Source organism: Acidithiobacillus sulfurivorans, from assembly GCF_018853815.1.
In the GTDB taxonomy this organism is placed as follows: domain Bacteria; phylum Pseudomonadota; class Gammaproteobacteria; order Acidithiobacillales; family Acidithiobacillaceae; genus Acidithiobacillus; species Acidithiobacillus sulfurivorans.
Map to the genome: position 1 here is coordinate 23,630 of NZ_JAAOMP010000174.1, position 13,892 is coordinate 37,521.

Here is a 13,892-nt window from a genome sequence, read left to right on the forward strand (position 1 = left end):
TACACTGTGAACATGCCCTGCCAAGGAAAGCCCCATGCCCCAAAGACCTGTGCCTGAAAACCCAATAACTGGAATCCCAAAAACCGGGACTAGGTTACCCACCCTGATCACCGAAAGTCTCCGGCAAATCCCTGTAGACAGGGAAGCCATAGAAGAAATGGTCACGGTCATCTGGACAACATTTTCAGAAACCCAGCGCAATAACCTACTGGAATATGGTGCAGGTTTTTTCCGGCATTGCTTGCAGGTTGCCTGCGCCAGCCCCTTTCTGCGCCAGTATCTGCAGTGTCATCCCCAGCATCTGTTCCTGTTGGCCAAGGGAGAAGTCACCCCGCTTCCCGACTTGAAAGATCTCAGCCCTGAGGCCTTCAACACGGCACTACGGCGCTATCGGAATGCGCGGATGATTGAAATCATCTGGCGGGATCGCACGATGGGCGAGCAGATGCCGGAAACCGTAGCGGCCATCAGCGCGCTGGCCGAAACCTGCCTGCAGCAGGCCTGCACATACGCTCAGGCCTTATTGGCACAAACCTATGGATGTCCCAAGAACGATGCCGGAGAAGCAGTTTCTTTCGCGGTCATCGGCATGGGCAAACTCGGTGGAAAAGAGCTGAATTTGTCTTCGGATATCGACCTCATTTTCTGCTTTAGCGAAAATGGCAGCAGCAATGGTCCCCGTTCGTTGGAAAACAGTGAATACTTCAGCCGCTTGGGGCGCTGGCTGATTCAGGCGCTGGACCAACCCGGCGCCGAAGGTTTCTGCTTTCGCGTAGACATGCGTCTGCGCCCTTTTGGTGATGCCGGCCCCCTCTGCATCAGTGCTGCCGCCATGGAGCACTATTATCAGGTCCATGGGCGGGGCTGGGAGCGTTACGCTTTCATCAAGGCCCGTCCCGTAGCAGGTAACCTGGATTTTGGTGCAAAAGTGCTGGAAATGCTAAGACCTTTTGTTTACCGCCGCTATCTGGACTTTACCGCCCTGCAGGGGCTCCGTGAGGTCAAGGCCCTGATGGATGCTGAGCAGGGCGAAAGTAGTCATGACCTTAAAAAAGGACAAGGCGGCATTCGCGAAATCGAATTTATCTGTCAATCACTCCAGATCATCCATGGGGGGCGTACCCCCCAACTACGCAATACTAACACCCTCAGCACGCTGGATATTCTCCACAAACTGGATCTACTGCCAAAATCCGACTTTCTTTTGTTGAGCAAAGCCTACTGTTTTTTTCGTAATACCGAGCACTGCCTGCAAATGGTCCAGGACCAGCAAACCCAGCAACTTCCGCGCAATGAGAGCGAATGGCAGCGACTGGCTTGCGCCATGCATTATGGGGATGTGGATGGTTTTCGGATGGATCTGGGCTCCTTGCGCCAGCAAGTGCATCAGATTTTTTTACAAACGCTGGCTCCGCAAACTGCGCATTCCAGCAATACACCGGAACAGGGGCGGCAACTCTGGCTGCATGCCCAAAACCATACTCTGGACATGCTCCCTGAGGCTCTTTTCCAGCAACTGCATTTTCCAAGCCCATCTGATAGCTGGTCACGACTCTGGCGCTTTGCCCATAGTCGGGATGTCTCTTTGCGGCTATCCACTGAAGGACGCCAGCGTCTGGATAATTTACTGCCGCAGATACTGGAAATGTGTGCGCATGAAGCCGATGGTGCAGCACTTCTCCAACATTTTCTGAACCTGCTGGAAGCCTTACTCAGCAAAGCCAATTACCTCGCGCTCCTCGCCGAAAACCCCCGCTATCTCCAGCATTGTAGCGCGCTGCTGCACAGTCCGTGGTTAGCGCAGCAACTCGCCCGCTTTCCCGTGCTGCTCGATGATGTACTCAGCAACAACCATCAGCCGGGGCAATGGCCGAAAATTCTCCACGCCCAACTACAATATGCGGAAGACCAAGAAGAACGCATGGATGCCCTGCGGCGCTTTAAAAATGCCGAGTTGGTACGCCTGGCGGCCAGCTTCTGGACACAGCAGTTATCCATCGAGTCGTTACTGAATCAACTCAGCGATCTGGCACAACTTACCCTGCAAACCGCGCTCGATTGGGCCCGGCTGGAAATGGAACGCCGCCATGGCCGGATCTGCGCTCAGGATGGACAGACAGCATCTTTTGCGGTCATCGCCTTAGGCAAGCTGGGTGGGCAGGAAATGGGCTTCGCCTCGGACCTTGATCTGATTTATTTATATGACGCCCCACCTGATGCAGAAAGTGACGGTCCAGCCCCCCTTCCCGCCTCCACCTGGTTTGCCCGCCTGGGACAAAGGCTCATCCACCTGCTCAGCACGCTGACCCGCGCAGGCATTCTATATGAAATTGACATGCGCCTGCGGCCCAGCGGCCAATCCGGCCCCCTGGTCAGCAGCATGGAGACTTTCAGCCGCTACCAGCACCAATCCGCCTGGACCTGGGAGCATCAGGCCCTGACCCGCGCCCGCTGGGTGGCCGGCGATCCACAGTTAGGAGCACGTTTCGAAAAATTGCGTCATGCCATTTTGAGTTCCGGGAGAGACGCCGAGACCTTGAAAAGTGCCGTGCGGAGCATGAGAAAACGTATTTTCGACAATAAAAACATAGCCCCAAAAGCTTTTCACCTGAAATTGAGCCCGGGTGGACTGACAGATATCGAGTTTCTTGTACAATTTGCTATGCTAGGCGCTTGCCCACAGCAGCCGGATTTGTGTCAGAATACCAGCACCGCAGCAGCCATCAGAGCCTTGATGCAATCCGGTGTTTGGGATCCCCAACAAGGTTCTGATTTGCTGCATGCCTGGAAACTTTACCGGCAAGTAGAAAACGAACGCTGGCTGAACTTGCAGGAAAACAATGTACATGCCGATGATACCCCGCATTGGGAGGCTTTGCAGGACGCCTCAGAAAAGGTGCGGGTCATCTGGCTGGAATGGATTGGTAGTTATACAGATTAAGGAGAAGTAAAAATGTCCATGGCGGATCGCGACGGTTTTATCTGGTTTGACGGCAAAATGGTGCCCTGGAGAGAAGCTACGGTGCATGGACTGACCCACAGCCTCCATTATGGCATGGGTTGTTTCGAGGGCGAGCGTGCTTATGCCACCCCCCAGGGGGCCGCCATTTTTCGTTTGCCGGAGCATACCAAACGGCTGTTCAACAGTGCCAAAATCCTGCAGATGGAAGTACCGTTCACGGAAGCAGAAATCAACGCGGCCACCAAGGAAGTAATTCGCGTAAATCAGCTGGAGTCTGCCTACATTCGCCCACTGCTGTTCTATGGAGCCGAAGGCATGGGCTTATCTGCCAAAGGCCTGAAAGTCCATGCCCTCATTGCCGCGTGGAGCTGGGGCAGTTATCTGGGGCAGGAGGCCCTTGAAAAAGGCATCCGCGTCAAGGTCAGTTCATTCAATCGTCATCAGGTGAACATCCACCTGTGCAAAGCCAAGGCTACCGGCAATTATATGAACTCCATGCTGGCCCAGCGCGAAGCTTCGTCCTGCGGATATGATGAAGCCTTGCTGCTGGACCGTGAAGGCTATGTAGCCGAAGGTTCCGGCGAGAACGTCTTTATGGTGCGCGACGGCATTCTCTATACCCCCACCCTGACCAGCGCCCTGGAAGGCATAACCCGCGACACGATTCTCCGTTTTGCCCGGGATGCCGGTATTCCCATTGTCGAAAAACAACTCACCCGCGATGAATTTTATATTGCCGATGAGGCTTTCTTTACGGGCACCGCCGCCGAAGTCACGCCGATTCGCGAAATTGATGGAAGAGTCATTGGTAGTGGCAGTCGGGGACCCATCACCAGCCAGTTGCAAAGCCGTTATTTCGAGACGGTCGCGGGACGTCGGGATGATCATCCCGAATGGTTGCATCACGTCGCCTGAATCATGAAAAACGCCACTCACTGCTGCAACAAAGGGTTCACCGAGGTGGAACCCCAACAGTTACCGCTCTATTGCCCACAACCGGAGATGAGCCGCTGGAATGGTCACCCCCGGGTATTCCTCAAAATTGAAGAAACGGGCGAAGCCCGGTGTCCCTACTGCGGCACGCTCTACGTATTGAAGGGTGGGCCGCTGAAAAAGGCGGCAGGACACTAGTTCTTCATTGAGGCAACCAATGCATGAAAGCCCGGGGCCCCAAATAGCCCTCCTGCTGGGCCTGCACCTGACCATTTGCGCCTATGGCCATAAATGCCGGTGGGCCAACCAGATTGTAGCGCTTCAACAAAGCCCGGCTATTGGCGTCATTCCGGGTCACGTCCACGCGGATTAATACCCGATTGCGCAGGGCATTTTCCACCGCTGGCGTTGCGAAGGTCACCTTGTCCATGCGCGCACATTCCACGCACCAGCTGGCCCAATAATCCACCAGGACGGGTTTACCATCAGCCTGCTTCAGTGCGGCAGCGAGGGCTTGGGGGCTTTTCACCATGCTAAAGTGCAACGCCGCCTGCTGTGAGCGGTCTGCACCCTTTACCGTCTCCATGACTCTTGAAAGCGGCTGTAGCGGATCACTAGCACCGCTCAACGCGCCCACCCCCATCACCAGACCATAGGCAAGCAGGAGGATTCCCACGCCTTTCCAGAAGCGTCTCCAGCCTGTGGCTTCAGCCCTCAAAGCGTCCAGCGCCCCCAGGTAGATAGAGGAAATAACGGCCAGTGCTGCCCAAAGCGCCAGGCTGACCGCTCCCGGCAGCACCCGGGCAATCAGCCAGATTGCCACCCCCAACATCAACACGCCAAAAATGGCCCTGACTGCGTCCATCCAGGCACCGGCGCGCGGCAAGAGCCGACCTGCCGAAGTCCCAATAATCAAGAGGGGTACGCCCATGCCCAGACTCAGGGCAAACAGCGACAGCCCGCCCAAAAACATATTACCTGTCTGGGAAATGAACAATAAGGCCCCTGCCAATGGTGCCGCCACACAAGGACCGACAATGAGTGCCGACAGGGCTCCCATGACAAAACTACTGAACAGATGCCCGCCTTTTCCCATCCCGGAAAGCCGGGTTTGCATTCCACTGGGCATTTGCAACTCATAAAACCCGAACATGGAAAGCGCCAGCAACACAAATATCAGTGCGAATGCGCCCAGAATCCAGGGATTCTGGAAAACAGCCTGCAGGTAGGCACCCGTTATTGCTGCCAACACTCCCGCGATGGTGTAAGTCAACGCCATGCCCAGAACATAAGCCAGCGACAAAGTAAAAGCCCGGGATTTTTGTGTACCCCGTTTAGCTTCCTGACCGACAATCAGTGCGGACAAAATAGGAATCATCGGAAATATACAGGGTGTAAAAGCCAGTCCCAGGCCGGCAATGAAAAACAGTCCTAAAGTCAGCCAGAAACGGTCCTGCAGAGCACCAGCCAATACTCCGGCATTACTGCTACTTTTTACCTGTAAAGACTGGGAATGGGGACTGGATACCGAAGCGGCTGTTAGCGGTGCCAAAGCTGGAGCCAGCAAGGACACCTGTACCGTCTTGCTTTGTTCAGGATAGCAAACCCCCGCATTGGCACAGCCCTGATAAGTGGCTTTGACGGCCAGCGCGCCCGGCGGGGTGCCTTTGACCGAAAAAGGAATGGTCACGGTGTTCTTGCCCTCCAGAACCCGCATTTCTCCAAAAGCCGGGTCATTCAGCATCACCCCCTTGGGAAGTGTGTACTTTCCCAACAAAATGCTGGTTGGCAGCACCGAAACCTGAATGCGGTCTCTATAGAGGTGATAACCGGGTGCCACATCCCAGCGCAACTGCAGATGGTCGGGACTGGACAATTTCGCGGAAAAGCTGAACGCTTGATCCGGACTGAGAAAATGATCGGCATGGGCATGGGCATAGGAAACGCTCAGCCCAAATAACAGAACTGCACTACATAACATGATGAATCTGGCCCAAAGGGTCCTATGTGCCTGCAGAACAACCATGCCGATTTTGCTCCCGAACCTGTAGATGAAAGCCCCCGTAGAGGCTTCAAAGGGGAAAATATTGCAGCCTACCCTTCTCAGTTACTAGCAACAAGCAGGCCACGGCCTTCCTGGGCAGACCTCACAACCGGCCTTGAAGAAAATTTTGCTGCTCAGGAACTTTTTGAATGGTCCATGCTCCAATCTTATGCAAGCGGCTGTGATAGGTTGCGAGCGCATGTTTCTTCCTCCTTTGGTGGTTTTAGGGCGAATCTTCGGATTTCGCCCTTCTTTTTTCCGACCGGTCGGGATGTTATTTGCAAGCACTCACACTATTTGCTAATATTGTTGGGCGATCTGCACCAGTAAGTTTGGATTGCGAGCGCATGTTTCTTTCCTCCTTTGTGGTTTTAGGGCGACTATAGTGTCGCCCTTTTTTTATGTGGAGCCACAACCATGCCCTGTTCTGCCGAACGCCCCTTTACGCTCGTACATGCCAACGGTGAGCGCCTTGCCGGACTCATTCATGAAACCCATCAAGACCCGGTAGGCATTTTTCTACCGGGCTTTGCTTCCAGCATGAATGGCTCCAAATCCCGACTTCTGGCCGAATACGCACAAAATCGGGGTTGGTCGTGGGTGCGCTTTGATCCTCGCGGCGTCGGCCGCTCTGATGGACTTTTTGAACAGCTGACCCTCTCTCGTTATCTGGAAGACCTGCGCCTGATTCTGCAGATGCTGGAAAACCGGCCTGTCATTCTGGTCGGCTCCAGCATGGGCGGCTGGCTGGCCACTATTGCCGCGACGCGCTGGCCGGAACGCTTGCGCGCCCTCCTGCTGATTGCACCAGCCTACAACTTCATTCAGACACTTTTTCAAACCCTTTCACCAGAAGATCAACACAGCTGGCAAACCAGCCACCTGCGCTGTTGGCAGGACCATTACGGGCTGGGTGAATTGCGTATGTGCTTCGATCTGGTAGCTGACAGCTGGCGCTATGATTTGCTGCGCTTCCCGGTGCATCTGCATTGTCCGGTGGAAATTCTGCATGGTACTGACGATGAAGCCGTTCCCCTGCAGCAAAGCTATCAATTTGCAGCCCTCGCCCAATGTGAACATCTGGCAGTGCGCGCCCTCCCCGGTATCAATCACCGCTTACAGGGTGCGGATCGGGTATTGCTGCAGAGCCTTTCCAGGCTCTGGCCGCCGAAATCACGCAATGCCCCCTTGACAGCGAAATCTTAGCGCCTATGATTAGCACTCGATGGGTGTGACTGCTAACAACACCCAGGATGAAGACATCCATTCACCTGTAAAACGAGGAAATGCTCAATGAAACTGCGTCCTTTACATGATCGCGTCGTTATTCGTCGTCTGGAAGAAGAGCAGAAGACCGCCGGCGGGATCATCATTCCCGATACGGCCAAGGAAAAACCCGTGCGTGGCGAAATCGTCGCTGCTGGTCACGGCAAAATTCTGGAAGACGGCAAAGTCCGTGCCCTGGATGTCAAAAAAGGGGATCACGTCCTGTTTGCCAAATATGCCGGCACCGAAATCAAGGTGGAAGGCGAAGAGCTGCTGGTGATGCGTGAAGACGACATCATGGCGGTCATCGAAAAGTAAGCGTTGCTGAATATATCAACCCTTATTCATTTATTTTGAGGAGTATTTATGCCAGCCAAACAAGTTGCCTTTGCTGAACACGCCCGCGAAAAAATGCTGCGCGGCGTCAACGTACTTGCCGATGCCGTCAAGGTCACCCTGGGCCCGAAGGGTCGTAATGTGGTACTCGACAAGTCATTCGGTGCCCCCACCATCACCAAGGACGGCGTCTCCGTCGCCAAGGAAATCGAACTGTCAGACAAGTTCGAAAATATGGGCGCACAGATGGTGAAAGAAGTCGCCTCCCAGGCTTCCGATGAAGCCGGTGACGGCACCACCACCGCCACGGTTCTGGCCCAGGCGATCATCCGCGAAGGCCTCAAGGCCGTGATCGCCGGCATGAACCCCATGGATCTGAAGCGCGGTATCGACAAGTCTGTCGCCGTCATCGTCGAAGAGTTGAAGAAACAGTCCAAGCCCTGCAAAACCCAGAAGGAAGTGGCCCAGGTCGGCACCATTTCTGCCAACTCTGATGACTCCATCGGCAAAATCATTGCCGAAGCCATGGAAAAAGTGGGTAACGAAGGCGTCATCACGGTCGAAGAAGGCTCCGGCCTCGACAACGAACTGGACGTCGTCGAAGGTATGCAGTTTGATCGCGGCTACCTGTCCCCCTACTTCGTCAACAACCAGGACAAGATGGTTGCCGATCTGGAGAATCCGTACATCCTCCTGCACGACAAGAAAATCTCTTCCATTCGCGACATGCTGCCGGTCCTCGAACAGGTGGCCAAGTCCAGCCGTCCGTTGCTGATCATTGCTGAAGACGTGGAAGGCGAAGCCCTGGCTACCCTGGTTGTCAACACCATGCGTGGCATCATCAAGGTTGCTGCCGTCAAGGCACCTGGCTTTGGTGACCGTCGCAAGGCGATGCTCGAAGACATGGCCATCCTCACCGGCGGCCGCGTGGTCTCCGAAGAAATCGGCATGAAACTGGAAAGCACCACGCTTGCCGACCTCGGTCAGGCCAAGAAAATCGTCATTGACAAGGAAAACACCACCATTATTGATGGTGCTGGCCAGCAGAGCGAAATCAAGGCTCGCGTCGAGCAGATCCGTCGTCAGATGGAAGATGCCAGCTCCGACTACGACCGTGAAAAACTACAGGAGCGGGTGGCCAAACTGGCTGGCGGCGTGGCAGTCATCAAGGTCGGTGCCGGTTCCGAAATGGAAATGAAGGAAAAGAAGGCCCGTGTCGAAGACGCCCTGCACGCTACCCGTGCAGCCGTCGAAGAAGGCATTGTTCCCGGTGGTGGTGTGGCCCTGGTCCGTGCCCGTCACGCGCTGGAAGGCTTCAAGGCTGCCAACCACGACCAGGACATGGGTGTGGCCATCATCCGTCGCGCCATTGAAGAGCCTTTACGTCAGATTGTGGCCAACGCCGGTGGTGAAGGCAGTGTCATTCTGAACAAGGTGGTAGACGGTAAGGCTGGTTATGGCTACAACGCCGCCACCGACGAATATGGTGACATGTTCGAAATGGGCGTCATTGACCCGACCAAGGTTACCCGCACCGCGTTGCAGAAGGCCTCCAGCATTGCTGGCCTGATGATCACCACGGAAGCCATGGTCACCGAACTGCCTAAGAGAGATGACAAGGCAGGCGGTGATATGGGTGGTGATATGGGTGGTATGGGCGGCATGGGTGGTATGGGCGGCTTCTAAGCCTCTTCACCCGCAGTCTGTAGCATCAGAAAACCGGCTCCCTGATTGGGGGCCGGTTTTTTTGCGCAAAAAATCTGTTCCAGATTAAATATCTTAGACCATTAAAATCAACAAATAACGTAGCCACAGAATCATCTGTATCAAAAAAATTACAGCCGCACAAAAAACTCTTCATAATTGTTTTACTTAAAGATTTACCACCATGGCCGAATTCATCATGTAACTGTGGTCATTAATCTGTTACAAATGGTTAGTCAGATCAAAAGAGTTTTCTACACAGAAAAAATTTAACATATTGTTATATATAGGGTTTAATAAGTGGCACGATAGCTGCTTAGGAAGATCGTACAGTTCGCTTCCTGGTGCTACGAAAATGAATATACTTCATAAGATCACCGTTAATTATAAATGGTCAATATTAGCTTTTGGCTTGGTATGTTTCGTGCCTTATGTTGGATTAGCGCAAGCCGATACACTCGTATCTGGCAAGCAAATTCAGAAAGAAGCCATCCTGTTTCATCAACAAACGAATTTGCAGAAAACATTTGTTGGAGCGGGCAAAGCAAGCAATCAATTTGAAATAGACAGCAAGGTATCTGATCAACAATTGGCGAGAATCTCGGGCAAAGGTATTCCGGTTAACCTGCCTACGATAGGACGGAACACCAATGGCGTGGTTCTTTGGGATGAGCTGCAGACACGCTCTGGCGGGGGTAAAACCTCTATCGAATGGGGCGGCGGAAACAATCTGCAAAGCATCAGCATGTCCACCAATCGCTAACCAATTTTCAGATAAAGGGAGCCGAGAGCAATGAAGTCAGAATTTCTTGTAGGGTTGGCCTTGATATTTGCCGGATTTTCCGTGAGCGCTGCGGCGGCGCCTCAGACCGCATCTGTAAATCAGTCGAGCAGCGTTATTGAAGGCAATGCGTTTGTAAACGGTACCGGTGTTATGGCTATTAATGAAGTTGCAGGTGTAGGTAATGCTCAAGCCAACAGTGTCCAAATGGTTATTGGTGCCATCAGACCTGTATCAAATAACATTTTATCGCAAAACATTACAAATTCAGCAAAACAGGACCCATCGTCAACACCCAACAGTTTGAATAATGTGGTCATCAGTCCCACAGCTTTCAAAGGCGCTGAAGGCATTGCTCAGATCAATCAGGTATCAGGATCAGGCAACACCTCGGCAAACAGTTTCGCACTCGGGATAGCCCCCGGGGTGATTCACTAGGCAGTATCAACTTCGTTGTACGTGTATAAACCCACTTAAGGAGAATATCATGAAAGCTTCTATCAAGTTAAGTCCGGTTGCCATTGCCATCGCCGCCCTCGTGGCCGCGCCCATGGCATTCGCCACCCCCTCTGCTGGTGCCAGTGTCAACAACGGCCAGCAAAGCAGTAGCAACACCCAGATTTCTGTTCTGAATTCCACCAACTATGCCAACATGCTGGGCAATGCCGGTGCGGGCAGTGTTGGTAACGTCGGTGTCAATATCGCCACCGGTAACCAGAACCAGCAGTCCAACGCCGGCTCCCTGGCCGCCAACGGCAAGACCCATGCCACATCAACTGCCGCTGTCTCTGCCACCCAGGATCAGGGCGGTAATCTTGCTATCCAGATGGTCAACGGTAGCAACAATGTCAACATGAGCGACAACGCGCTCTCCGGTGCCTCCGGCAACATTGGTGCCAACATGACCTCTGGCATTTTCAATCAGCAGCAGAACAATCTGGCCGTGTCTTCTGCCAAGAAGGCGGTAAGTTCCACAGCAACGACCAGCACCAGCCAGAATCTTGGTCAGAATCTGAGTGCCAGCGTTTATAACTATGGTAGCCAGGGAAATGCCAACAACACCCAAATCGGCGGAAGTGCGTTGAGCAACACTGCAGGCAACATCGGTGTCAATCAGGCTGCTGGCATCAGTAACCAACAGAGCAACTCCATGGCGCTGGCTTCCGTGAGCAAGAAAACCACGAAGTCCGACGCTTCCACCAACACTGCGCAGAGCCAAGGGCAAAACCTTGCGATACAGGTGGTGGGTGGTGCCAACGCTGTCGACCTGACCGCCAACGCCCTGCAGGGAGCCGCTGGCAACATCGGCGTAAACATGGCCTCGGGCAGTTTCAACCAGCAGCAGAACAGCACCTCCATAGCCAGCGCCACCAAGAAGGCCAACATGGTCGACTCGGCAACCTATACCAACCAGAGCATGGGCGATGAAGCCAACCTCAGCACCCTGAACTATGGCCACATGGTCGGTGGCAGCAATGAAACTGGTGTTTATGGGAATGTACTAAGCAACGCTGCTGGCAACATTGGCCTCAATCAGGCTGCCGGTATCAGCAATCAGCAGAGCAACTCCCTGGCTATTGCCACCGGCAGCAAGAGCTATGGTGCCACCGCCACTGCAGGTACCAGCCAGTCCATGGGTGGAATCCTCAGCTCACAGGGTATCCCAGTAATTTTTGGGCCTTTGGCCTGGTATCTGTCCTACCAGAACAATGCCGCCGGAATCGGCAGTAACGCTCTGCAGGGTGCCGCTGGCAACATCGGCGTAAATCTGGCTTCAGGCGCCAACAACCAACAGGGTAACTCCACGGCTCTGAGCTATGTCAGCAAAGGAAAGAGTGGTTCATGGGCCTCTGCCACGGCAGCTGCCAATCAGCTTTCGGTCAGCAACATTGCCTCTGATACCCACACTACCGATTCCAGCTTTATCAATGGCAATGCCGCACAAAATGCCAGCGGCAATATCGGCATCAACGTGGCCACCGGGGTTCAGAACCAGCAGCAGAATGGGCTGGCCCTGGTTTCAGTTGCTTCTACCCACGCCATGGCAACGGCTAGTGCGCCAGTCAGTCAGATGGCTTACGCCAATCTTGGTGGCACCGTGGCCTCGACCTATGCCAGCAGTGTCAGCGGCAATGCCTTGCAGAATGCTTCCGGCAACATTGGTCTGAACGTCGCCGCCGGCAACGGCAACCAGCAGTCCAATACCATGGCGATTGCCAGCGCCCAGTAAGCACCAGATGAAACTTCGCCACCCCCTTGGGGTGGCAGTTTTATAAAATTCATCGGGAGGCTGTCATCATGTTCAAATCCAAAGCAATACGTCCTTTTGTCTTGTCCAGCCTGATCATGGCAGGGGTGTTTGCCCTTACCCAAAGTAGCGATGCCAAGGCAGCAGCTTTTGGCGGGATAATACCTGGAGCGGGTGTCATTCACATACCTGTCACCAACATGATAGGCATGCACTTTATTCATGTAGTACGGCAACACACAGACTTTTCCTGTGGAGCCGCTTCATTGGCAACCATCCTCAAATACGCATTCGGCCAGAATGTTGACGAAGAAGAGGTCATAAAAGGCCTGTTCACCGTGAGCAATCCAGCAGAAGTTAAAAAAGTCGGGTTTTCCATGCTGGATCTTAAAAACTATGTAGACAAGATCGGGCTAAAGGGCGAGGGGTACATTGTCACTCCCGCAGAGCTCGAAAAAATTCATATTCCGGTCATAGTGCTACTGGATCTGGGCGGTTACAAACACTTTGTTGTTCTTGAAAAAACGGGGGCAGAACACGTTTATCTGGCAGACCCTGCACTCGGGAATCGTATCATGCCCAAAGAACAATTTCTCAAGGACTGGAACAAGATAGTTTTTGCGGTATTCGGAAAAGGCTTTGAACCACACTCGGTGCTTCTTAGCCCACCAGAACCACCCAGCGCACTTAAACTGCTACATGGCATTTTACCCAATACAAAAGTATCGCCGGCTCACTTTGGTTTTAATCAGGCAAATTACTTTTGATTATAAATATACTTGAGAGAGGCACATCATGAACGAATATCTACTACATAAAACTGCTACAGTGGCGGGTTGTTGTATGGCTGCCTCGTCGCTGCTCATCAGCCCAGCAGCTTTAGCACTCCCCTTAACACAGGTGCTACCAATCAGTTTCAAATCAGTTTCCGATCAAGCCTTGTCCAAAATAGTGGGACGCGGTGTCATTGGTGGCTCCATCGTTTATTTTGGCGTGGAAATGCAAACCAACTGGACATCCGACAACAGCCAAACACCCATGCGCAGCACCATGAATATCGCACTCAACAGTTCGGGGAATATTTTCTTACCAACCATTACCTATTCTGTAAATGGTACCCTGCCTCAAGCCACCCAAAGCGCCAATAATCAAGTTGATGGTAGCGGACTTAATAACACCAAGGGAGTAACGCAAGCCATTCAAATTGCGGGGAACGGCAATTCGATTCAGAACGGAATGTCATTGAATGTGGTTAAAGGTACACCGAACACTACTACCTCTGGCACCGCCCTAACGGAAGGAACACACGCCATAAACAACACCACTACCATGACTGTACAAAATGGACAGTTATCCATGGCAATCAATAATGGAGGGGCATCTGTTCGTCAAGGTATAGGAGCCAATGGGCTGTTCCAAATTGCTCAGGTGGGTACCAATCTAAACGTCATTCAAAATCAAATGAAACTTACCTTAGGCGTCAATCAAAACAAAGTAAACACACAGAATCTCGCGCAGTTACAGTCAATTTTAGGCGGCATGCATGGATTAACTGCTGCGCCATAAAATATTTTAGTGAATTTTAGCAGGGGAGATAACTTAATCTAACTTATCTCCC

The 13,892-nt window shown here is 53.0% G+C and carries 12 protein-coding genes; 11 read left to right on the forward strand and 1 reads right to left on the reverse strand.

The window, feature by feature from the left end:
- Positions 1-34 precede the first annotated feature (34 nt).
- The 3 genes from glnE to HAP95_RS16650 are packed head-to-tail and all read left to right on the forward strand — an operon-like array spanning position 35 to position 4,093.
- The gene (glnE, locus tag HAP95_RS16640; RefSeq protein WP_215885246.1) at positions 35-2,941 is read left to right on the forward strand and encodes a bifunctional [glutamate--ammonia ligase]-adenylyl-L-tyrosine phosphorylase/[glutamate--ammonia-ligase] adenylyltransferase; all 2,907 of its coding nucleotides are present in this window, start codon (positions 35-37) and stop codon (positions 2,939-2,941) included.
- A gap of 12 nt (positions 2,942-2,953) precedes the next feature.
- Entirely contained in the window at positions 2,954-3,877 is a 924-nt protein-coding gene (locus tag HAP95_RS16645; protein WP_215885247.1) for a branched-chain amino acid transaminase, read from the forward strand.
- A 45-nt stretch (positions 3,878-3,922) separates the two neighbouring features.
- Complete coding sequence (locus HAP95_RS16650; protein WP_438263677.1) at positions 3,923-4,093, forward strand: zinc-finger domain-containing protein; 171 nt, start codon at positions 3,923-3,925, stop codon at positions 4,091-4,093.
- Between the two features lie 4 nt (positions 4,094-4,097).
- Here the strand turns inward: HAP95_RS16650 and dsbD are convergent, their stop codons facing one another.
- The gene (dsbD, locus tag HAP95_RS16655; RefSeq protein WP_264318869.1) at positions 4,098-5,876 is read right to left on the reverse strand and encodes a protein-disulfide reductase DsbD; all 1,779 of its coding nucleotides are present in this window, start codon (positions 5,874-5,876) and stop codon (positions 4,098-4,100) included.
- 480 nt (positions 5,877-6,356) lie between these two features.
- On the opposite strand from dsbD, the gene HAP95_RS16660 reads away from it, so the two are divergent.
- From HAP95_RS16660 to HAP95_RS16695, 8 genes are all read left to right on the forward strand, one after another.
- Positions 6,357-7,145, forward strand: coding sequence for an alpha/beta hydrolase (locus HAP95_RS16660; RefSeq protein WP_215885250.1), 789 nt, complete (start codon positions 6,357-6,359; stop codon positions 7,143-7,145).
- An 87-nt stretch (positions 7,146-7,232) separates the two neighbouring features.
- Positions 7,233-7,523, forward strand: a complete 291-nt coding sequence (gene groES / locus HAP95_RS16665) for a co-chaperone GroES (RefSeq protein WP_010637826.1) — start codon at positions 7,233-7,235, stop codon at positions 7,521-7,523.
- A 48-nt stretch (positions 7,524-7,571) separates the two neighbouring features.
- On the forward strand, positions 7,572-9,227 hold the full coding sequence (gene groL, locus HAP95_RS16670; RefSeq protein WP_215885251.1) for a chaperonin GroEL: 1,656 nt from the start codon (positions 7,572-7,574) through the stop codon (positions 9,225-9,227).
- Between the two features lie 373 nt (positions 9,228-9,600).
- Positions 9,601-10,008 (forward strand): hypothetical protein, encoded by a 408-nt coding sequence (locus HAP95_RS16675; protein WP_215885252.1) that lies wholly within the window; start codon positions 9,601-9,603, stop codon positions 10,006-10,008.
- A gap of 30 nt (positions 10,009-10,038) precedes the next feature.
- Positions 10,039-10,464, forward strand: coding sequence for a FapB/FapC family functional amyloid domain-containing protein (locus HAP95_RS16680; RefSeq protein ID WP_215885253.1), 426 nt, complete (start codon positions 10,039-10,041; stop codon positions 10,462-10,464).
- A gap of 49 nt (positions 10,465-10,513) precedes the next feature.
- Positions 10,514-12,256, forward strand: coding sequence for a beta strand repeat-containing protein (locus HAP95_RS16685; RefSeq protein WP_215885254.1), 1,743 nt, complete (start codon positions 10,514-10,516; stop codon positions 12,254-12,256).
- 68 nt (positions 12,257-12,324) lie between these two features.
- Positions 12,325-13,041: a C39 family peptidase gene (locus tag HAP95_RS16690; RefSeq protein WP_226832877.1), complete on the forward strand. Its 717-nt coding sequence runs from the start codon at positions 12,325-12,327 to the stop codon at positions 13,039-13,041.
- A gap of 28 nt (positions 13,042-13,069) precedes the next feature.
- The gene (locus HAP95_RS16695; RefSeq protein WP_215885255.1) at positions 13,070-13,840 is read left to right on the forward strand and encodes a hypothetical protein; all 771 of its coding nucleotides are present in this window, start codon (positions 13,070-13,072) and stop codon (positions 13,838-13,840) included.
- The last annotated feature ends 52 nt before the right edge of the window (positions 13,841-13,892 follow it).

Excerpts from the sequence above, each read along its gene's own strand:
- HAP95_RS16645 (WP_215885247.1), top strand. The coding sequence starts at position 2,954 with ATGTCCATGGCGGATCGCGACGGTTTTATCTGGTTTGACGGCAAAATG.
- groL (WP_215885251.1), top strand. The coding sequence starts at position 7,572 with ATGCCAGCCAAACAAGTTGCCTTTGCTGAACACGCCCGCGAAAAAATG.
- groES (WP_010637826.1), top strand. The coding sequence starts at position 7,233 with ATGAAACTGCGTCCTTTACATGATCGCGTCGTTATTCGTCGTCTGGAA.
- dsbD (WP_264318869.1), bottom strand. The coding sequence starts at position 5,876 with ATGTTATGTAGTGCAGTTCTGTTATTTGGGCTGAGCGTTTCCTATGCC.
- HAP95_RS16660 (WP_215885250.1), top strand. The coding sequence starts at position 6,357 with ATGCCCTGTTCTGCCGAACGCCCCTTTACGCTCGTACATGCCAACGGT.
- HAP95_RS16675 (WP_215885252.1), top strand. The coding sequence starts at position 9,601 with ATGAATATACTTCATAAGATCACCGTTAATTATAAATGGTCAATATTA.
- HAP95_RS16685 (WP_215885254.1), top strand. The coding sequence starts at position 10,514 with ATGAAAGCTTCTATCAAGTTAAGTCCGGTTGCCATTGCCATCGCCGCC.
- HAP95_RS16680 (WP_215885253.1), top strand. The coding sequence starts at position 10,039 with ATGAAGTCAGAATTTCTTGTAGGGTTGGCCTTGATATTTGCCGGATTT.
- HAP95_RS16695 (WP_215885255.1), top strand. The coding sequence starts at position 13,070 with ATGAACGAATATCTACTACATAAAACTGCTACAGTGGCGGGTTGTTGT.
- HAP95_RS16690 (WP_226832877.1), top strand. The coding sequence starts at position 12,325 with ATGTTCAAATCCAAAGCAATACGTCCTTTTGTCTTGTCCAGCCTGATC.
- glnE (WP_215885246.1), top strand. The coding sequence starts at position 35 with ATGCCCCAAAGACCTGTGCCTGAAAACCCAATAACTGGAATCCCAAAA.